Source organism: Nocardiopsis exhalans, from assembly GCF_024134545.1.
In the GTDB taxonomy this organism is placed as follows: Bacteria; Actinomycetota; Actinomycetes; order Streptosporangiales; family Streptosporangiaceae; genus Nocardiopsis; species Nocardiopsis exhalans.
Map to the genome: position 1 here is coordinate 1,827,603 of NZ_CP099837.1, position 20,006 is coordinate 1,847,608.

A 20,006-nucleotide genomic window follows, 5' to 3' on the forward strand; every position below is an offset into this window, starting at 1 on the left:
CCGTTTACGGAGTCACCTTCATGGCCATCGAGGTCCGCATCCCCACCATCCTGCGCAACCTGACCGGCGACGCCAAGGTCGTCGAGGGTTCCGGCGACAACATCAGCGCGCTCATCGCCGACCTGGACAGCAACCACCCCGGCATCGCCGAGCGCCTCGTGGACGGTGGCAAGCTGCGCCGCTTCATCAACGTCTACCTCAACGACGAGGACGTCCGCTTCGTCGGCGGGCTTGAGGCCAAGCTCTCCGACGGTGACAAGGTGACCATCCTTCCCGCCGTCGCCGGCGGCTCCCGCTAAGGAAGCCATGCGCTACGACTCCCTGCTCGACTCCCTCGGTGGCACGCCGCTGGTCGGCCTGCCCCGGCTCTCGCCCTCGCCGGAGGTCCGGCTGTGGGCGAAGCTGGAGGATCGCAACCCCACCGGCTCGATCAAGGACCGCGCCGCGTTCTTCATGATCGAGCAGGCGGAGAAGGACGGGCTGCTCTCACCGGGGTGCACCATCCTGGAGCCGACGTCGGGAAACACCGGCATCTCGCTGGCCATGGTCGCCAAGCTGCGCGGCTACCGGATGGTCTGCGTCATGCCGGAGAACACCTCCGCTGAGCGCAAGCAGCTGCTCGCCATGTGGGGTGCCGAGGTCCACTACTCCGACGCCGCGGGCGGCTCCAACGAGGCCGTCCGCGTCGCCAAGGAGATGGCTTCGGCCAACCCCGACTGGGTGATGCTGTACCAGTACGGAAACCCGGCCAACGCCCTGGCCCACTACGAGACCACCGGGCCCGAGCTGCTGGCCGACCTGCCGGAGATCACCCACTTCGTGGCGGGGCTCGGCACCACGGGCACCCTCATGGGTGTGGGCCGCTACCTGCGTGAGCACCGGCCCGGGATCCAGATCGTCGCCGCCGAACCCCGGTACGGCGAGCTGGTCTACGGGCTGCGCAACCTCGACGAGGGGTTCGTCCCCGAGCTCTACGACGAGTCCGTGCTCACCACGCGCTTCTCGGTGCCCTCGGACGCCGCGCTCAAGCGGACTCGCGAACTCCTGGACAAGGAGGGCATCTTCGCGGGCGTCTCCACGGGCGGTGCCCTGCACGCGGCTCTGGGCATGGCCCGGAAGGCGGAGCTTGCGGGCGAGCGCGCGGACATCGCGTTCGTCATTGCCGACGCCGGCTGGAAGTACCTCTCCACCGGCGCCTACGAGGGAACCCTCGAGGAGGCGGAGGAACGCCTGGACGGGCAGCTCTGGGCCTGAGGTCCGGGGCCTGGCCGCTGAGTACCGGACCTTGAATCCTGGGTCTTCGAGTCCGGGGCCGAAGCGTCGCGGAGGCCGGTTCCCCACGGGGAACCGGCCTCCGTCGTGTTCGGTACGGCGGCGTTTGATGCCTGCTGTGTCCCGAACTCGCATCGAGGAATCGGTCAAATCTGGTCAATCGGTGTGAAAAATTCACACGTGATGCACGTCGCCTGAGATGCAGGCCACATTTTGTACCACCCGGGCGGCCATTGGGGTACACCCGTAACAACGGGACATCCGCAGAACCAGCCGCTCACCGCTCTCCCCGCACAGTCACCCAGGGGCCACAGAGGCAGTGCGGCCGATCGAAAAGGCGACGACGACGTGCGACTCACGATTATCGGGTCCTCCGGGAGCTTTCCCGGGCCGGACAGCCCGGCCTCCTGTTACCTGGTCGAGGCGGACGGCTTCCGCCTGCTGCTTGATCTGGGCAACGGCGCGCTCGGTCCTCTCCAGCGTTACGCCGACCTCTACTCCGTGGACGCCGTCTACCTCAGTCACCTGCACACGGACCATTGCGCGGACATGTGCGCCTACTGGGTCGCCCGCATGTACGCGCCCGGCGGGTCCAAGGACCCCATACCCGTGTACGGGCCCGAGGGCGTCGCCAACCGCCTCGCCGAGATCTACGGCCTGGAGCCGGATCCCGGGATGACGGAGGTCTTCGACTTCCACGAGCTCACCCCCGGCGAGTTCCGGATCGGCCCGATGACCGCGCGCGTGGCCCGGGTCAACCACCCCGTCGACGCCTTCGGCATCCGCCTGGAGCACGGGGGCGTCAGCCTCACCTACTCCGGTGACACCGGCTCCTGCGACTCGCTCGTCGAACTGGCCCGGGACACCGACCTGTTCCTGTGCGAGGCGGCCTTCCACGACCACGTCGAACACCCCAAGGACATGCACCTCACCGGGAGTGAGGCGGGCGACCACGCCACCCGGGCTGGGGCGCGCAAACTCCTGCTCACCCATCTGGTGCCGTGGAACGACGACGACATCACGATGACCGAGGCGCGCAGCACCTACGACGGCCCCATCGAACTGGCCCGCGGCGGACAGGTCCGCGAGATCGGCGCCGCCTGAGCTGGCGGAGCTGAGCGCCGGGGCTGTGGCTGGGCTGTGGCGCGGGTCCCACCGGGCACGGGTCCGCAGCAGCACCGCTCGGCACCGTCCGGATATACGCTCGTGTCCATGGCCCGACCTGACGGACGCGTTCCGACCCAACTCCGCCCCGTGAACATCCACCGCAACTGGCTCCGCCACGCGGAAGGCTCCGCACTCATCGAGTTCGGGGACACCCGCGTGCTCTGCGCGGCCACCGTCGAGGACGGTGTGCCCCGCTGGCGCCGGGGTACCGGCGAGGGGTGGGTCACCGCCGAGTACGCGATGCTCCCGCGCTCCACGGACACCCGGGGCTCCCGCGAGTCGGTGCGCGGCAAGATCGGCGGCCGGACCCACGAGATCTCCCGACTGATCGGCCGTTCGCTGCGCGCCGTCGTCGACTTCAAGGCGATGGGGGAGCACACCATCACCCTGGACTGCGACGTGCTCCAGGCCGACGGCGGTACCCGTACCGCGGCGGTCACCGGTGCCTACGTGGCCCTCGCTGACGCGATGAAGTACCTGCGCAAGCGCCGCAAGCTCAAGAACAACCCGCTGACCGGCTCGGTCGCCGCGGTCAGCGTCGGTGTGGTGCAGGGCCAGCCCCGGCTGGACCTGAACTACCTGGAGGACTCGGTCGCCGACACCGACATGAACGTCGTGCTGACCGGCGACGGCAAGTTCGTCGAGGTGCAGGGCACGGCCGAGGGTCAGGGCGCCGCCTTCGACCGCGAACTCCTCAACAAGCTGCTCGACCTCGCCGCGGGCGGGTGCGAGGAGCTGACCGCCATCCAGAAGAAGGCCCTGTCCGAGTGAGGAACGCGAACAGCGTCGGTTCCCGGATCGGAGACCGTATCGGCGGCGTTCCCGGAGGAGGCACGGTGAAGCTCGTACTCGCCACCCGCAACGCGAAGAAGATCCCGGAGATGCGCGCCATCCTGGCCGAGGCCGGGGTGGACGCCGAGGTTCTGTCCCTGGCCGGGTTCCCGGACGCACCCGAGGTTCCCGAGACCGAGCCCTCCTTCATCGGCAACGCCCTGCTCAAGGCTCGGGCGGTCGCGGCCCACACGGGACTGCCGACGGTCGCGGACGACTCCGGCCTGAGCGTGGACGAGCTCCGGGGAATGCCCGGCGTGCTGTCCGCGCGTTGGGCCGGGCGCTTCGGCGCGGGCGACCAGGACCGGGCCAACCTGGACCTGGTGCTCGACCAGCTCGCGGACACCCCCGCCGAGCGCAGGGGAGCGGAGTTCGTCTGCGCGGCGGTCCTGGTCATGCCGGACGGGACCGAGGTCGTCGCCGAGGGCGTACTGCGCGGACGCCTGGTCGGCGAACGCCGCGGGGAGAACGGGTTCGGCTACGACCCGGTCTTCGTCCCCGAAGGGGAGAGCCGTACGACCGGGGAGCTGTCGGCCGAGGAGAAGAACGCGATCAGTCACCGGGGGATCGCCTTCCGGAAGCTGGCCGGCGAGCTCGCCGACATGATCTGAGTGGTTTCTGAACAGTTGAGGGGGTGGGTGCCGGACCCGGCACCCACCCCTCAACTGTTCCACCGGCAGGGGTACGGCAAACGGCAAGGGGACCGGCAGGGGATCGGGAAGAGGACCGGCAAGAAAAAATCCTCGCCCCAGTGTTTGCCCCCGTGCCCCTTGGGGAGGATTGCTGTTGTCTGACAAGCAAGCCACGCGAAGTACTGGTTCCCGTGTGTGGGGGCCGGGTAGACCGAGGCGTCGCTCCGCGGACCAGAGCGAGAACCCGTAGCTGACGGGGGCTCCCAGGCCAACGCGGACCGTCCGGACAGATCGGGGTTTTACCCACGGTCCGGGCTGATTTGACGTCTCCGGAACAGTTACCTAGACTCACCGAGTCGCTGCGGGACGGCGAGCGGAACTCTTCAGGTTCCGGCTCAGCACCGTGCCGCGATCACAGACATCCTCTTCGAAGCAAGATGGTCCGAGCACACACTCGGAGCATGTAAGCTCGGGGAGTTGCTTCGAACAGCCCAGCGAAAACAACGCGGTGAAAACACCGCCGAGGAAACGCTAGACTGGGAAAAGCACAACGGGCTTTACCCCGATCTGGTTGACACAAACCGCCGATTTGGCGGGGCGCGGAACACCTGATAAAGTAAAGACACAACACAGCGGAACGGACGCGAAAGCGACCGGGAAGCAGAAGAAAAAGCCTTCCACGGAAGAGCAGACGGAACCAGCTGGTTCTGGCGCTTGTACGGGAAGAGTGATTGTTTCTTGAGAACTCAACAGCGCGTGTTTGATTTTCTTTAAGCCATGTTTGTTTTGGCCCCGACGCACTTCGGTGCGTAGGGTTCCTTTGATTGGTCATCGCGAGATGATCGGTCAGGATTTCTTCTAGGTTTACTCACCCCAGGCTGACCTCACGGTCGCCGGGATGGGTTGTTTGACCTTTATGGAGAGTTTGATCCTGGCTCAGGACGAACGCTGGCGGCGTGCTTAACACATGCAAGTCGAGCGGTAAGGCCCTTCGGGGTACACGAGCGGCGAACGGGTGAGTAACACGTGAGCAACCTGCCCCTGACTCCGGGATAAGCGGTGGAAACGCCGTCTAATACCGGATATGACCTGCCACCTCATGGTGGCGGGTGGAAAGTTTTATCGGTCAGGGATGGGCTCGCGGCCTATCAGCTTGTTGGTGGGGTAACGGCCTACCAAGGCGATTACGGGTAGCCGGCCTGAGAGGGCGACCGGCCACACTGGGACTGAGACACGGCCCAGACTCCTGCGGGAGGCAGCAGTGGGGAATATTGCACAATGGGCGAAAGCCTGATGCAGCGACGCCGCGTGGGGGATGACGGCCTTCGGGTTGTAAACCTCTTTTACCACCAACGCAGGCTCCGGGTTTTCTCGGGGTTGACGGTAGGTGGGGAATAAGGACCGGCTAACTACGTGCCAGCAGCCGCGGTAATACGTAGGGTCCGAGCGTTGTCCGGAATTATTGGGCGTAAAGAGCTCGTAGGCGGCATGTCGCGTCTGCTGTGAAAGACCGGGGCTTAACTCCGGTTCTGCAGTGGATACGGGCATGCTAGAGGTAGGTAGGGGAAACTGGAATTCCTGGTGTAGCGGTGAAATGCGCAGATATCAGGAGGAACACCGGTGGCGAAGGCGGGTTTCTGGGCCTTACCTGACGCTGAGGAGCGAAAGCATGGGGAGCGAACAGGATTAGATACCCTGGTAGTCCATGCCGTAAACGTTGGGCGCTAGGTGTGGGGACTTTCCACGGTTTCCGCGCCGTAGCTAACGCATTAAGCGCCCCGCCTGGGGAGTACGGCCGCAAGGCTAAAACTCAAAGGAATTGACGGGGGCCCGCACAAGCGGCGGAGCATGTTGCTTAATTCGACGCAACGCGAAGAACCTTACCAAGGTTTGACATCACCCGTGGACCTGTAGAGATACAGGGTCATTTAGTTGGTGGGTGACAGGTGGTGCATGGCTGTCGTCAGCTCGTGTCGTGAGATGTTGGGTTAAGTCCCGCAACGAGCGCAACCCTTGTTCTATGTTGCCAGCACGTAATGGTGGGGACTCATAGGAGACTGCCGGGGTCAACTCGGAGGAAGGTGGGGACGACGTCAAGTCATCATGCCCCTTATGTCTTGGGCTGCAAACATGCTACAATGGCCGGTACAATGGGCGTGCGATACCGTAAGGTGGAGCGAATCCCTTAAAGCCGGTCTCAGTTCGGATTGGGGTCTGCAACTCGACCCCATGAAGGTGGAGTCGCTAGTAATCGCGGATCAGCAACGCCGCGGTGAATACGTTCCCGGGCCTTGTACACACCGCCCGTCACGTCATGAAAGTCGGCAACACCCGAAACTTGTGGCCTAACCCTTCGGGGAGGGAATGAGTGAAGGTGGGGCTGGCGATTGGGACGAAGTCGTAACAAGGTAGCCGTACCGGAAGGTGCGGCTGGATCACCTCCTTTCTAAGGAGTCTTTACAGGTCGGCACTTTTTCTACAGCCGGCCGGACTCGGAAGTGGACCTCAGCAGCATGGAACCTCTCGGGGTTTCTGTTGGTGGGGAGTGGCTAAAGTAGAATCGAACTTCACCTCTGGCGACTAGAAGCGTCAGGGGGCGCGCTGTTGGGTATCTGAGGAAGCAATCCCTTGTGGGTTGCATCCCGCTACCACCTCCAGTAACTCCTACGGCTCTGGTTCTCCTTGCGAGGATCGGGGTTGTGGTTTGAGGTAGGGGAGTTTGTGGTTGGTGTTTTGATTTGTGAATAGTGTGCGCGAGCATCTTATTATCTGTAGTGGCCAAGTGATAGTGGCACACGGTGGATGCCTTGGCATCAGGCGCCGATGAAGGACGTGGGAGGCCACGATAGGCCGCGGGGAGCTGTCAACCGAGCTTTGATCCGCGGGTGTCCGAATGGGGAAACCTAGCCCGAGTTGTGTCGGGTTGCCGCTACCTGAATGTATAGGGTAGTTGGTGGTGACGCGGGGAAGTGAAACATCTCAGTACCCGTAGGAAGAGTAAACAACAGTGATTCTCCTAGTAGTGGTGAGCGAACGGGGAAGAGGCTAAACCGCATGCGTGTGATAGACGGCAGTCGTTGCGTGTGCGGGGTTGTGGGATGCATCTTTTCAGGTCTGTCGGCCTGGAGCGCTGATGATTTTTCTAGCTGAAACCGTTGGGAAGCGGTACCGGAGTGGGTGAGAGTCCCGTAGGTGAAGGAAGAGTCTAGGTGTTGATGTTCTCCCGAGTAGCGCGGAGCCCGAGAAATTCCGTGTGAATCTGGCAGGACCACCTGCTAAGCCAAAATACGTCCTGATGACCGATAGTGCACTAGTACCGTGAGGGAAAGGTGAAAAGTGCCCCGGTGAGGGGTCGTGAAATAGTACCTGAAACCGTGTGCTGTCAAGCCGTCAGAGCTGAAGCTTGTCTTTGGTGATGGCGTGCCTTTTGAAGAATGAGCCTGCGAGTCATGGTGTGTGGCGAGGTTAACCCGGGTGGGGTAGCCGTAGGGAAACCGAGTCTGAATAGGGCGTTTGAGTCGCATGCTGTGGACCCGAAGCGGAGTGATCTACCCATGTCCAGGGTGAAGCGGGGGTAAGACCTCGTGGAGGCCCGAACCCACCAGAGTTGAAAATCTGGGGGATGAGGTGTGGGTAGGGGTGAAAGGCCAATCAAACTCCGTGATAGCTGGTTCTCCCCGAAATGCATTTAGGTGCAGCGTCACGTGTTTCTTGCTGGAGGTAGAGCTACTGTTTGGCTGATGGGCCCTACAAGGTTACTGACGTCAGACAAACTCCGAATGCCGGTTAAGTGAAGCGTGGCAGTGAGACTGCGGGGGATAAGCTTCGTAGTCGAGAGGGAAACAGCCCAGATCATCAGCTAAGGCCCCTAAGCGTGTGCTAAGTGGGAAAGGTTGTGGAGTTGCTGAGACAACCAGGAGGTTGGCTTAGAAGCAGCCATCCTTTAAAGAGTGCGTAATAGCTCACTGGTCAAGTGGTTCTGCGCCGATAATGTAGCGGGGCTTAAGTACACCGCCGAAGCTGTGAAGTTCAGCCTGTAAGGGCTGGGTTGGTAGGGGAGCGTCGTGCATCCAGTGAAGCTGCCGAGTGATCGAGTGGTGGAGGGTGTGCGAGTGAGAATGCAGGCATGAGTAGCGAAAGCAACGTGAGAAACGTTGCCGCCGATTGACTAAGGGTTCCTGGGGCAGGTTAATCCGCCCAGGGTGAGTCTGGACCTAAGGCGAGGCCGACAGGCGTAGTCGATGGATAACGGGTTGATATTCCCGTACCCGTGCACGAGCGTCCAGTACCGAATCAGGTGATGCTAACCACGCTGGATCCTTCGAAATCCTTCGGGAGATCGTTGGTATCTGGTCTGGGACCCGAGCTTGTAGTAGGTAAGTGATGGGGTGACGCAGGAGGGTAGCTCTACCCGGCGGTGGTTGTCCGGGGGTAAGCGTGTAGGCCGAGAGGTAGGCAAATCCGCCTCTCACATAAGGCTGAGACGTGATGCCGAGCCGTTTTCGGTGAAGTGAGTGATCCCATGCTGTCGAGAAAAGCCTCTAGCGAGTTCGTGTGTGGCCAGTACCCTAAACCGACGCAGGTGGTCAGGTAGAGAATACCGAGGCGTTCGGGTGAACCATGGTTAAGGAACTCGGCAAATTGTCCCCGTAACTTTGGGAGAAGGGGAGCCCTGTCTGGTGACGGATCTTGCATCCTGAGCTGGGTGGGGTCGCAGATAGCGGGGGGAAGCGACTGTTTATTAAAAACACAGGTCCGTGCGAAGTCGTAAGACGCTGTATACGGACTGACGCCTGCCCGGTGCTGGAACGTTAAGAGGACTGGTTAGTTGGGGTTCGCCCCGGCGAAGCTAGGAATCTAAGCGCCAGTAAACGGCGGTGGTAACTATAACCATCCTAAGGTAGCGAAATTCCTTGTCGGGTAAGTTCCGACCTGCACGAATGGCGTAACGACTTCCCCACTGTCTCAACCATGGGCCCGGTGAAATTGCACTACGAGTAAAGATGCTCGTTTCGCGCAGCAGGACGGAAAGACCCCGGGACCTTCACTATAGCTTGACATTGGTGTTTGGGATGGTTTGTGTAGGATAGGTGGGAGCCTGTGAAGTCGTCACGCTAGTGGCGGTGGAGGCGTTGGTGAAATACCACTCTGACTGTTTCGGGCATCTAACTTTGGACCGTGATCCGGTTCGGGGACAGTGTCTGGTGGGTAGTTTAACTGGGGCGGTTGCCTCCCAAAGAGTAACGGAGGCGCCCAAAGGTTCCCTCAGCCTGGTTGGTAATCAGGTGTTGAGTGTAAGTGCACAAGGGAGCTTGACTGTGAGACGGACGTGTCGAGCAGGAGCGAAAGCTGGGACTAGTGATCCGGCACCGGCGTGTGGAAGCGGTGTCGCTCAACGGCTAAAAGGTACCCCGGGGATAACAGGCTGATCTTCCCCAAGAGTCCATATCGACGGGATGGTTTGGCACCTCGATGTCGGCTCGTCGCATCCTGGGGCTGGAGTTGGTCCCAAGGGTTGGGCTGTTCGCCCATTAAAGCGGCACGCGAGCTGGGTTTAGAACGTCGTGAGACAGTTCGGTCCCTATCCGCTGTGCGCGTTGGAGACTTGAGAAGGGCTGTCCCTAGTACGAGAGGACCGGGACGGACGAACCTCTGGTGTGCCAGTTGTCCTGCCAAGGGCATGGCTGGTTGGCTACGTTCGGGAGAGATAACCGCTGAAAGCATCTAAGCGGGAAGCTTGCTTCGAGATGAGGTCTCCTGCCTCCTAGAGAGGGTAAGGCTCCCTGTAGACGACGGGGTTGATAGGCTGGATGTGGAAGCCCTGTGAGGGGTGGAGCTGACCGGTACTAATAGGCCGAGGGCTTGTCCGCTGCAGATAATTGGATGTTCGCGCACACTTGTTCACGAAAGCTTGGCTGTCGTGATTCCCCTGGTGGGTTGGGGTTGAGTCATGGTGGTTGTTGGTTTCCGTGGTGGTTTTAGCAGGAGGGTCACACCCGGTCTCATTCCGAACCCGGTCGTTAAGTCTCCTTGCGCTGATGGTACTGCTCTGTGATGGGGTGGGAGAGTAGGTCGCCGCCACGGTTTTTCTTGAGGGGAGGGGGTTCGTTCTTCGGAACGGGCCCCCTTCTTTTTTGTTGCCGGCGCTTGTGAACATGTGAATGGTGGGGGTTCACTCTCTGGGGCTCCTGTCACCTTGAACGTGCGCCCTGACCCCGTGGGAGTGAGGGGAGCGATTCTGTGCCGTTTGTAACAGTGCGTGATGGGGCTTCGAACCCCCTGATGTCTGCGGGGCTTTGTCCTGGCCGACGAGGAGTGCGGGTGATTGGGGTTGGGGGTGCTGGTGAGGGGGGATTCTGGTGGTGGGAGAATTCCGGTATGACGAAGACAATCCCCGCGGATCTGCTGGTTGCTGCTGAGGCTGCGAAGGGCTTCATGCCCACTGATGAGGGGCTGGCCCTCTTTGAGGCCGCGTTGGAATACGCCGACCGTGGGCCGATCGTCGAGATCGGTACCTACTGTGGAAAGTCCACGGTGTTTCTGGGGGCGGCTGCCCGGGTGGCCGGGGCGAAGATCATCACCGTGGACCACCACCGCGGGTCCGAAGAGCACCAGGAGGGCTGGGAGTACCACGATGCCTCGCTCATCGACCCGGCGACCGGGAAGTTCGATACCCTGCCGCACTTCCGGCACACCATGACCAAGGCTGGCCTGGACGACGAGGTCATCGCGATCGCCGGGGCCTCCGTGGACGTCGCCGCGGTCTGGGGCACCGAGCTGGGCATGCTCTTCATCGACGGCGGGCACAGCGAGACGGCCGCCCAGAACGACTACGCGGGCTGGTCCCCGCACATCGCTGTCGGGGGTGCTCTCGTCATCCATGACGTGTTCCCCAACCCCGAGGACGGCGGTCGTCCGCCCTACAACATCTACTGCCGCGCTCTCGACTCCGGGAACTTCAAGGAGGTTCGTGTGGTCGGCTCCATGCGGGTCCTGGAGCGCGTCGCCTGACCCCTGGAGTCGGGGGGCCTACGTCCCCGACCCCTTCTGTGTACGCTCGGTGATTTTCCCTGGTCACGGTTGTGTCAGAGGTCGCTAATGCGGGTGACTCAACACCCTGCCTGTGACACGCCTTCAAAGGGTAAGCCTTCGGTAAGAAGTGACCGCGCGGTTACGGATCTGACCTTGACACGGTTACGTGCGGGTATCGTGGCGGTGAGGGTGGAGCGATGGTGGCGATTTCCCTGTGAATACCGCTTCAGTCCCGAATTGAACTGAACCGATCAGGGGCACTCGCGCGTCAAACACCAGGACGGCACAGTGCCGGACGTGATTTGCCTTGGGGGCGGGGAGCTGAGCAAGAGCACACACGGCAGTGGCGGGACGGATGGACAGCGTCCTGACTCGAACACGCCGGAGACGAACGACACCTCTGCTGAGGAGCTGTCCAGTCATGCGACCCCCCAGGGTGACAACCTACCCACCGCTGGTGAGGATCAATCTACAGGGGAGGCATCGGCTGAGGAGCAGGGGGACGACGGCCTGCCCGAACCGGAATTCATCGCTGGGCCGATCGCCTTCAAGACGAGTGGCACCTTCTTCCGTGACCGCGTAGCGCAGACCTTGGCTGAACAGGGCTTCGAAACCGGTGATGTGAGCTCCCTGGAATCAGAGACTCCGCCGAGCGATACCTCGGAGACCGCTGACACGCGATCTGACAGCGCGGAGAGCACCGACGCGGCTGCCGAGGACGACAGCGATGACGGTGCTGAGCCCGAGGAGCCTCGGACGGAGAGGATTCCGGTCGAGGAACCCCAGGGTTCCGCTGAGCCGGACTCCGAACCCGCCACGGAGAAGATCCCGGCGCGTGGGCATGACGAGTCCGTCGGTGACCCGGTGGCCGCGGCCGCCGCTGTGACCGAGACCGGACCCGCGACCCAGCCCTTCCAGCTCCCGGACGAGGACGACGACCAGGAGCACACCCCGAAGGACTCCGACGAGCCCCGGACCGAGGCCATGCCCGCGCCCGCCCCGGGTACGGTGCCCTTCGCGGCTGCTCCTCCCGAGGCCGAGCACCGCGCGGAGTCCGGGCCGGCGGGGGAGGGCACCGACGCCGAGACGGCTGCCCTGTGGCCCGAGCCCCGGCGGCTGTCCGACTACGTATCGGACAGACCCTCGTCGGAGGACCCCGAGTCCTCCGACAGTGAGTCCGGTGTACCGGCGCCCGGCGCTGCCGCCGCGGCGGCCACTCCACCAGGCGGTGCCACGCCTCCTGGTGCTCCCGGCGGCCCTCAGGGGTTTTCCGGCGGACAGTCGGGACAGCAGGGCCCGGCGGCTGAACACGGGGCAGGCGGTGCGTCTGGTGGCCCCGGTGGGCCCAAGGGTCCGCCCAGCGGTCCCGGTGGTCCCAAGGGGCCCGGCGACAAGTCCGGCAAGAAAAAGAAGGGCAAGAAGCCGCTGTGGCTGCGGTTGCTGCGTGCCTTCCTCGTAGTCACCGGTCTGCTCATCATCCTCGCCTGCGGCGCCTTCGCGTTCCTCTACAGCACCGTCGAGGTGCCGGACGCCGCGAAGGCCGACGCCGTGGAGCAGGGGTCGACCTTCTACTTCGCCGACGGTGAGACCGAGTTCGCCTACCGGGGGACCGACCGCGACGTCATCACCTACGAGGAGATGGTGGCCGGCGGCGACCAGGTCGTCGAAGCAGTCATCTCCGCCGAGGACCGCGGGTTCTGGACCGAGCCCGGTGTCTCGCTGAGCGGCACCATGCGTGCCGTGTGGTCCACGGTCACCGGTGAGCAGGTACAGGGCGGTTCGACCGTCACCCAGCAGATGGTCCGCAACTACTACGAGGGCGTCTCCCTGGAACAGACCGTGTCCCGCAAGATCCAGGAGATCATCATCTCCATCAAGGTGGATCAGAGCGAGGACAAGGAGTGGGTGATGGAGCAGTACCTCAACACCATCTACTTCGGTCGTCAGTCCTACGGCGTGCAGGCCGCCGCGCAGGCGTACTACAACAAGGACGTCGACGAGATCACCCCGGAGGAGGCCGCGTTCCTGGCCGCCGCCATCCAGCAGCCGACCCACTTCGGCCAGGCGGACGTGGAGACCACTCCCGGGATGGAGAACCGCTGGCAATACGTGGTCGACGGCATGGTCACGACCGGGGCGATCACCCAGGCCGAGGCCGACGCCATGGAGTTCCCGGCCCCCGAGCCGGAGAAGACCGTGGAGAACATCTCCGGGTACCGCGGGTACATGCTCCAGGAGGCCATGGGCGAGCTGGCCGACCTCGGCTTCACCGAGGACCACATCCAGCGCCAGGGCTACAAGATCGTCACCACCTTCGACGAGGACATGATGGACGCCGCCTACGAGGCGGTGGAGGAGATGGTCCCGCCGGAGAACCTCCCCGAGGGTGTCAACATCGGGCTGACCACCATCGACCCGAAGACCGGTGAGGTGCTGGCCTTCTACGGTGGACACGACTACGTGGAGAACCAGTACGACAGCTCCTTCCTCGGCGCCGCCCAGGCGGGTTCGGCGTTCAAGCCCTACGTGCTGGCCACCGCGCTGGAGCAGGGCTACGGCCTCAACTCCACGGTGGACGGCCGCGGGCCGAGGGACATCGCGGGTTCCCGGGTGCAGAACGCGGGCAACGCCCCGGGCGGCGTCATGACGCTCACCCAGGCGACGACGGTGTCCAACAACCTCGGTTTCGTCGAGCTGGCCCAGGAGGTCGGCTTCGAGGAGGTCCGTCAGACCGCTTATGACGTGGGCCTGCCCGACGGCAGTATCGGGGACAACCAGCTCGTCCCGGTGATGCCGCTGGGCGCCACCAGCGTCCGCCCGGTCGACCAGGCCAGCGGATACGCGACCTTCGCCAACGGCGGCGTCCACATGGAGGCGCACGTCATCAAGGAGGTCGTGAACCAGGAGGGCGAGAACGAGCGGCCCGAGATCGAGGGCGGGCGCGCCCTCGAGGAGTCGACCGCCTCCGACGTCACCTACGCCCTGGAGCAGGCGGTCAACGGCGGTACCGGCACGGCCGCGCGGCTGTGGGACCACCCTGTGGCGGGCAAGACCGGTACCACCGACGGCAGCGTCGCGGCCTGGTTCGTGGGGTACACCCCGCAGCTGTCCACGGCGGTCGGGGTCTACAGCGGTAACAACGAGAGCTTCAGCATCCCGGGGCACAACATCTCCGGTGGCGGTCTGCCCGCCTCGATGTGGAACTCGTACATGAGCCGCGCCATGGAGGGCTACGAACGCGAGTCCTTCCCCAGCCCCGAATTCGGCGGCAACACGGAGAACTGGGCCCCGGACCCGGCCACCCAGCAGCCGCAGGAACCCCGGGAGCCGCAGGAGCCGCAGCAGCCGGAGAACCCCGAGCCCGAGGTTCCGGTGGAGCCGGAGATTCCGGTGGAGCCCGAGGTTCCGGTCGAACCGGAGGATCCGGGCGGGCCGGGCGAGACGGAGGAGCCGGGGATTCCCGAGTTCCCACCCGGCCGCGGTGACGAGGGCTGATGACGACAGCCGGATAGCGAAAAAGGGGGGCCTTGGTACCGGAATCCGGTACCAAGGCCCCCTCGTGTTCTTACCTGGACCCTGTTCCGGCGGCTCAGACGCCGACCGGCTCCTGTTCCCAGGTGTGCAGGAAGACCCGGGAACCGGGCGTGGTGCCGGTGAGCGCGTCCACCGCCAGGATGACCGCCGCCGAGGTCCAGGTGCTGCGCTCCACCGGCCAGCGCACCTGTTCGGCGAACTGGTAACCGGTCCAGTAGACGCCGTCGTCGGCGTCGCGCAGGTGCTGGACGTCCCGCAGGATGCGGACCCCGGTCTCGGTCTCGCCCATGGCGGCCAGCGCCATGACCAGCTCCGAGGACTCCGCCGCGGTAACCCACGGCTGGTCGCTCACGCAGCGCACACCCAGGCCGGGCATGACGAAGGTGTCCCAGCGCTCGGCGATCCGGGCCTTGGCGGCCTCGTCGCGCACCGCGCCGCCGAGGATCGGGTAGAACCAGTCCATCGAGAACCGGGAGCGGTCCGAGAACAGCCCCTCGTCGTTCTTGATGAGCTCGGCCAGCCGGTCCGCGGCCGCCGACCACTCCGGCCGCTCACGGCCCAGACGGGCGCCCAGGGCGGCACCGCAGCGCAGGGCGTGGTGCACGCTCGCGCACACCGTGAGCAGCGCGTGGTCGCCCGGGGAGCCGTCCTCGGAGCGGGCCCACAGAATCTCGCCCTGCTCGCCGCGCAGGGCGAGCACGAACTCCAGACCGCTCTCCGCCACCGGCCACATGCGCTCGGCGAACGCGGTGTCGCCGGTGACGAGCAGATGGTGGAAGAGGCCCACCGCCGGGTAGGCGGCGTGGTTGGCCTCGCGCAGCTCCGTCACGGCCCGGCCCTGGCGGTACTTGGCGTACCAGCCCCCGTCCGGGTGGCGGCTGCCGTCCAGCCACAGGTAGGCGCGTCGGGCCGCCTCGGCGTGCTCGGGGACGAGCAGGCCGGTGACGGTCAGGGCCATCGCGCACTCCACGTGGTCCCACACGTCGGTGTGGCCGCCGGGGAACCACGGGATGGCCCCGTCGGCCTCCTGGGAGCGGGCCAGGTAGCGGGCGGACAGGTGGAGCTGATCGGTGCTCAGGACTCCTGGCAGGTACAGGGCTTCCGGGCCGGACGGGGTGGAAGCCATCAGGAGGCCGCGCTGGTGTGCGGCTTGCGCACGTACACGATGACGCTCTTGCCGATGACCGGGTTGAGCAGCTTCTCGGCCACGCGGGTCACCTTCGGCGCCTGGAGCATGTCCCAGACCAGCAGGTCGTGGTAGGCCTTGGCCGCCGGGTGGTCGTTGTTGTCGGTGCCCACCGCGCACTTGATCCACCAGTAGGGCGCGTGCAGGGCGTGCGCGTGGTGGTGCGGGCCGATCACGAAGCCGGTGGCCTTGAGCTTGGCCTCCAGCTCGGCGCGCGTGTAGATGCGGATGTGGCCGCCCTCGTTGGTGTGGTACTCCTCCGAGAGGGCCCAACAGATGCGCTCGGGCAGGAAGCTGGGCACGGTGACGGCCGCGATGCCCCCGGGCTTGAGGACCCGGTAGAGCTCCTTCATGGCGGCGGTGTCGTGCGGCAGGTGCTCGAAGATCTCGGCGGCCACGACGCGGTCGAAGCTGTTGTCGTCGAAGGGCATGTCGAGGGCGTCGCCCTTGACGGTCTCGGCCTTGGCCTCGGCGGGCGCCTCACCCTCGTGGGCCATCGCGGCGAACATGGTCTCGACCTCGGCGAGGTCGCTCACGTTCTGGTCGAAGGCGACGACGTCGGCGCCGCGGCGGTAGACCTCGAAGGCGTGGCGGCCGCCGCCGCAGCCGAGGTCGAGAACGCGGTGGCCCGGGCCGACGGGGAACAGGTTGAAGTCGACGGTGATCAGTGGAGGCTCCCTAGGGGTGTTGCTGCGGGTCGTGGTGTGCGCGGCCTGCCGGGTCAGGCACCGTTCGCGCGGGCCCGCACGGGCGCGGGTCGGTTGTCGCCGTCGCCGGTACCGGCACTGGTCCCCTTGACGGCGTCGATGGTGGAGGCGTAGCGCTGGGCGGTCAGCTCGGCCACGGCCCTCCAGGTGAAGCGTTCCTGGACGCGGTGCCAGGCGGCGGCGCTCATCCGCTCGCGTTCGGCGTCGTCGTCGAACAGGGAGGCGAGTTCGGCGGCCAGCAGCTCGGGGTCGCCGGGGGGGATGAGCCGGCCGGCGTCGCCGTCGGTGCCCACGACCTCGGGTAGGGCGCCCGCGTGGCTGGCGATGAGCGGGGTGCCGCAGGCCATGGCCTCCACGGCAGGGAGGGAGAAGCCCTCGTAGAAGGAGGGGACGACCGCGACCTGGGCGCTGGAGATGAGTTCGCCCAGTTCCCGGTCGTCGATGCCGCTGACGAATTCCACCCGATCGCGCAGGCCGAGTTCGTCGACGAGCTGGTCGGTGGGGCCGCCGGGCTTGGGCTTGCTGACGATCGTGAGTGTGACGTCGCGTTCGGTGGCGAGCTTGGCGGCGGCGCGCAGCAGGATGCTGACGCCCTTGAGAGGGCTGTCGGCGCTGGCGGTGCACACGATGCGGCCCGGGACGCGCTCCACTTCGGGGCGGGGGTGGAAGTAGCGGGTGTCCACGCCGAGCGGGGTGACTTCCATGGTGGCGGGGTCGACGCCGAACTCGCGGGCGATGTCGTCGGCGGAGGACTGGGAGGGCACCAGGATCGGGTCGAGCTTGCGCGCGACCTTGGCCTGCATCTTCACGAACCCGTACCAGCGGCGCTTGGAGAGCTTCTGGAGGCCCTTGGCCTCCTCCAGCTCGATGCGTCGGTCCACGCTGATGGGGTGGTGGATGGTGGTGACCAGGGGGATCCCGGCGGACTTGATACCGAGCAGGCCCCAGCCCAGGGTCTGGTTGTCGTGGACGACGTCGAACTCGCCCAGGCGGCGGCGGAGTTCGCGGTTGGCGCGCAGGGAGTAGGTGAGCGGCTCGGGGAACCCGGCGGTCCACATGGTGGCGACCTCGAGGACGTCGATCCAGTCGCGCCACTCGCGCACGGGCGGGGCGACGAACGGGTTGACGTCGTTGTACAGGTCCAGGGAGGGGAGCTTCTCCAGGGTGACGCCCTCGTCCAGGACGGGGTAGGGCTGTCCGGAGAAGACGGTGACCTCGTGACCGAGCGCGGCCAGTTCGCGGGACAGGTGGCGGACGTAGACGCCCTGTCCGCCCACGTGCTGCTTGCTGCGGTACGACAGGAGGGCGACGCGCAGGGGGCGGTCGCCGGAGGGCCGTGGGGTCGGTTCCGTGCTTGTGCCCGACTGGGTCAAGAGTCCACCTCTTCGTTGGGTCGCGTGCCCGGTCGCCGCCGTTGCTCCTGGCGGGCTTCGGTGTGGCCGGAGCCGCTGGTGGGGCGGCCGCTGGGATAGTTGCGCGCCCCCATATGTTACTCGCGAGTTTATTCGGGGTCGGCGCCGGGCTTCTGGTACAGGGGATCCTATTCGGGGCGCTGCGCTTGGGCGACGCTGACCCAGCGGGGCAGCTCCACCGAGCTGTTCCGGGTCGCCAGGCCGCGCTCCTCCAGCAGGCGCAGGTGCGCGGCGGTCTCGGAGGCGGCCATGTGTCGGGCCAGGAGCCGCATGTCCGCCCAGGGGCGGCGCCATTCCAGGCGCGAGGTGAGTTCCCAGAGGGTGGTGGGGCCCTGCTCGAGCAGGCGTGCCATGAAGTCCAGGCGTTCCTCGTGGTGGTCGACGATCTCCGCGGTGCGTGCGGTCAGATCCGAGAAGCGCGTCTCGTGTGAGGGAAGACACAGGAGCCGGTCGGCCTCGGGTAGACGGCCGATGCGGGCCTGGGAGGCGATGAAGTCACCGAGGGGGTCGCCGTCGGCGGAGTCGAGGGGGAACTGGCCCACGTGCGGGGTGATGCGCGGCAGCACGTGGTCGCCGGTGAAGAGCAGGTCGCGTTCGGCCAGGTGCAGGCACAGGTGGCCGGGGGTGTGCCCGGGGGTCCACAGCGGGCGCAGGTCCAGGCCGGGGACGTCCAGGCGCTCGCCGTCGCCGAGCGCGCGGTCGGGGAGTGCGGGTGCGGGGAAGGCGTTGGGGGCGGCGCTGAAGGCCTCGAGGTCCTGCTCGGGGAAGCCCGCGCGGGTCATCTGCTCCAGGACGGAGGCGCCGCGTTCGTCGGGGGTACGCTCCTCCAGCCGCCGCAGGACCTCGATGTCGGCGGGGTGCATGGCGACCCAGGCGTCGGAGGCCTCGCGCAGGCGGCCGGTCAGGCCGGAGTGGTCGGGGTGGAAATGGGTGAGCACGGCGCCCTGGACCTCGTCGACGCCGTGTCCGGCCTGTTTGAGGCCGCTGACCAGGGCGTCCCACGAGTCATCGTGGTCCCAACCGGTGTCGATCAGGACGGGGCCGCCGGGCGCGGACAGCGCGTAGACGTAGGTGAACCCGATCTGGTTGTGGGGTACGGGCACGGGGATGCTCCACAATCCCTCGCCTAGGTCCTCTACTGGGGGGACTTCACGCATCCTGGGCCGACCTCTCCACTGGAAACCGAATCTGATTCGATTCTAGGGAAGGGCTCGGCGGGGTCTTCGGGCGGTGGGTGCCCTACGGGTTCGGCTCGGGGTCGGTCCGGGGCCGATTTGCGTGGCTGAGTGTGGCCTGGGCCATATCGCCCGAGCAAAATAGAACATATTCTACTAAGGTCGAACGGGTCACCTGAAAGCTCGGGTCAAGTTCTCGTATTGCCTTCACTACATCGGGCAATGAGGCGTGGATCATGGGCGCGAAGCGCTGCGATGGTGGGAAGCCGTTGGATAACGTGTTCTCGTAAGCCTGGTTGGCAGGGGTACGCACCAGCCCGGCGCAGTTGGCCTCGGTCCGCCGCTCGACGGCGCGCGCGGAACCGGTGACGAATGGGAGAGACCCTGTGGCGGTGCAGGCACCTGTCGGAACGATGACGCGGAGTCAGACCCAGCGTCGTCGGCGCATCGTCCAGACCGCGGCCGCCCTGGCCGTACGCGGTGGCGTGGAGGCCATGCAGATGCGCTCGGTCGCCGAGCGCGCCGGTGTCGCCCTGGGCACGCTCTACCGCTACTTCCCCTCCAAGATGGACCTCGTCGTGGCTGTGGTCACCGAGGAGCTCGACCTCCTGGAAGGCGGCATCGTCCGCCGCCCGCCCACTGCGGACTCCCCCTCCGGCAGGGCGGTCGACGTCCTGCTCCGCGCCACCCGGGGTCTCATGCGCGAGCCCGAGCTCGCCGACGCCCTGGTGCGGTCCCTGATCATGGCCGAGGTCAAGATCGAGCTCGACGTACGCATCAGCGACCTGCTGTGGCGGGTGGCCACCGGCAACCTGGAGGGCGCGGACACCACCGCCCCCGAGGCCGGAGCCGACGACGAGTCCGAGAGCGCCGGTACCAGGGTGGACCGCGACAGCACCGGGTACGTCCTGGTCAGCTCGCTCACCAGCGTGTGGATCTTCGAACTGGTCGAGATCCTCAAGGGCCGCCGCGACGTCGACGAGGTCGAGGGTCGCCTCCAGATCGCGGCCGAGCGCCTGCTCGTCTCCTTCTAGCCGGTCCTCTTACTGGTCCCGCCC

12 protein-coding genes and 3 rRNA genes are annotated in these 20,006 nt (G+C 65.5%); 11 read left to right on the top strand and 4 right to left on the bottom strand.

What is annotated here, in order from left to right:
• The first annotated feature begins 20 nt into the window (after positions 1–20).
• The 10 genes from NE857_RS08155 to NE857_RS08200 all read left to right on the top strand — a co-directional run bounded on the left by NE857_RS08155 (position 21) and on the right by NE857_RS08200 (position 14,429).
• A complete protein-coding gene (locus NE857_RS08155; protein WP_017584649.1) occupies positions 21–299 on the top strand; it encodes a MoaD family protein in 279 nt (92 codons plus the stop codon).
• Positions 300–306: 7 nt separating this feature from the next.
• Complete coding sequence (locus NE857_RS08160) at positions 307–1,254, top strand: PLP-dependent cysteine synthase family protein (RefSeq protein WP_254420431.1); 948 nt, start codon at positions 307–309, stop codon at positions 1,252–1,254.
• Positions 1,255–1,620: 366 nt separating this feature from the next.
• Positions 1,621–2,376 (top strand): MBL fold metallo-hydrolase, encoded by a 756-nt coding sequence (locus NE857_RS08165; RefSeq protein WP_017584647.1) that lies wholly within the window; start codon positions 1,621–1,623, stop codon positions 2,374–2,376.
• A 108-nt stretch (positions 2,377–2,484) separates the two neighbouring features.
• A complete protein-coding gene (gene rph, locus NE857_RS08170) occupies positions 2,485–3,210 on the top strand; it encodes a ribonuclease PH (protein ID WP_083926917.1) in 726 nt (241 codons plus the stop codon).
• A gap of 65 nt (positions 3,211–3,275) precedes the next feature.
• Positions 3,276–3,881, top strand: coding sequence for an RdgB/HAM1 family non-canonical purine NTP pyrophosphatase (gene rdgB / locus NE857_RS08175; protein WP_254420432.1), 606 nt, complete (start codon positions 3,276–3,278; stop codon positions 3,879–3,881).
• A 934-nt stretch (positions 3,882–4,815) separates the two neighbouring features.
• A 16S ribosomal RNA gene (locus NE857_RS08180) occupies positions 4,816–6,348 on the top strand.
• 329 nt (positions 6,349–6,677) lie between these two features.
• A 23S ribosomal RNA gene (locus NE857_RS08185) occupies positions 6,678–9,773 on the top strand.
• Positions 9,774–9,870: 97 nt separating this feature from the next.
• Positions 9,871–9,986 (top strand): 5S ribosomal RNA (gene rrf, locus NE857_RS08190).
• The 16S, 23S and 5S rRNA genes sit together here, the layout of an rRNA operon.
• Positions 9,987–10,280: 294 nt before the next feature.
• Positions 10,281–10,913 carry a class I SAM-dependent methyltransferase gene (locus NE857_RS08195; RefSeq protein ID WP_254420433.1) on the top strand — a complete coding sequence of 211 codons (633 nt, stop codon included), beginning with the start codon at positions 10,281–10,283 and terminating at the stop codon, positions 10,911–10,913.
• Between the two features lie 309 nt (positions 10,914–11,222).
• Entirely contained in the window at positions 11,223–14,429 is a 3,207-nt protein-coding gene (locus tag NE857_RS08200) for a transglycosylase domain-containing protein (RefSeq protein ID WP_254420434.1), read from the top strand.
• A gap of 94 nt (positions 14,430–14,523) precedes the next feature.
• Here the strand turns inward: NE857_RS08200 and NE857_RS08205 are convergent, their stop codons facing one another.
• The 4 genes from NE857_RS08205 to NE857_RS08220 form a co-directional block, all read right to left on the bottom strand.
• Positions 14,524–15,594 carry a glucosidase family protein gene (locus tag NE857_RS08205; protein WP_254420435.1) on the bottom strand — a complete coding sequence of 357 codons (1,071 nt, stop codon included), beginning with the start codon at positions 15,592–15,594 and terminating at the stop codon, positions 14,524–14,526.
• Complete coding sequence (locus NE857_RS08210; RefSeq protein WP_254421915.1) at positions 15,594–16,322, bottom strand: class I SAM-dependent methyltransferase; 729 nt, start codon at positions 16,320–16,322, stop codon at positions 15,594–15,596. Before NE857_RS08210 ends, NE857_RS08205 begins: the two co-directional genes overlap by 1 nt.
• Positions 16,323–16,375: 53 nt before the next feature.
• Complete coding sequence (locus NE857_RS08215) at positions 16,376–17,734, bottom strand: glycosyltransferase family 4 protein (RefSeq protein ID WP_254420436.1); 1,359 nt, start codon at positions 17,732–17,734, stop codon at positions 16,376–16,378.
• 167 nt (positions 17,735–17,901) lie between these two features.
• A complete protein-coding gene (locus tag NE857_RS08220) occupies positions 17,902–18,930 on the bottom strand; it encodes an MBL fold metallo-hydrolase (protein WP_254420437.1) in 1,029 nt (342 codons plus the stop codon).
• 404 nt (positions 18,931–19,334) lie between these two features.
• On the opposite strand from NE857_RS08220, the gene NE857_RS08225 reads away from it, so the two are divergent.
• The gene (locus NE857_RS08225; protein ID WP_254420438.1) at positions 19,335–19,982 is read left to right on the top strand and encodes a TetR family transcriptional regulator; all 648 of its coding nucleotides are present in this window, start codon (positions 19,335–19,337) and stop codon (positions 19,980–19,982) included.
• The last annotated feature ends 24 nt before the right edge of the window (positions 19,983–20,006 follow it).

What these genes read in the sequence shown, in the direction of transcription:
- NE857_RS08205 (WP_254420435.1), bottom strand. Translation starts at nt 15,594, where the DNA reads ATGGCTTCCACCCCGTCCGGCCCGGAAGCCCTGTACCTGCCAGGAGTC.
- NE857_RS08155 (WP_017584649.1), top strand. Translation starts at nt 21, where the DNA reads ATGGCCATCGAGGTCCGCATCCCCACCATCCTGCGCAACCTGACCGGC.
- NE857_RS08220 (WP_254420437.1), bottom strand. Translation starts at nt 18,930, where the DNA reads ATGCGTGAAGTCCCCCCAGTAGAGGACCTAGGCGAGGGATTGTGGAGC.
- NE857_RS08160 (WP_254420431.1), top strand. Translation starts at nt 307, where the DNA reads ATGCGCTACGACTCCCTGCTCGACTCCCTCGGTGGCACGCCGCTGGTC.
- NE857_RS08195 (WP_254420433.1), top strand. Translation starts at nt 10,281, where the DNA reads ATGACGAAGACAATCCCCGCGGATCTGCTGGTTGCTGCTGAGGCTGCG.
- rph (WP_083926917.1), top strand. Translation starts at nt 2,485, where the DNA reads ATGGCCCGACCTGACGGACGCGTTCCGACCCAACTCCGCCCCGTGAAC.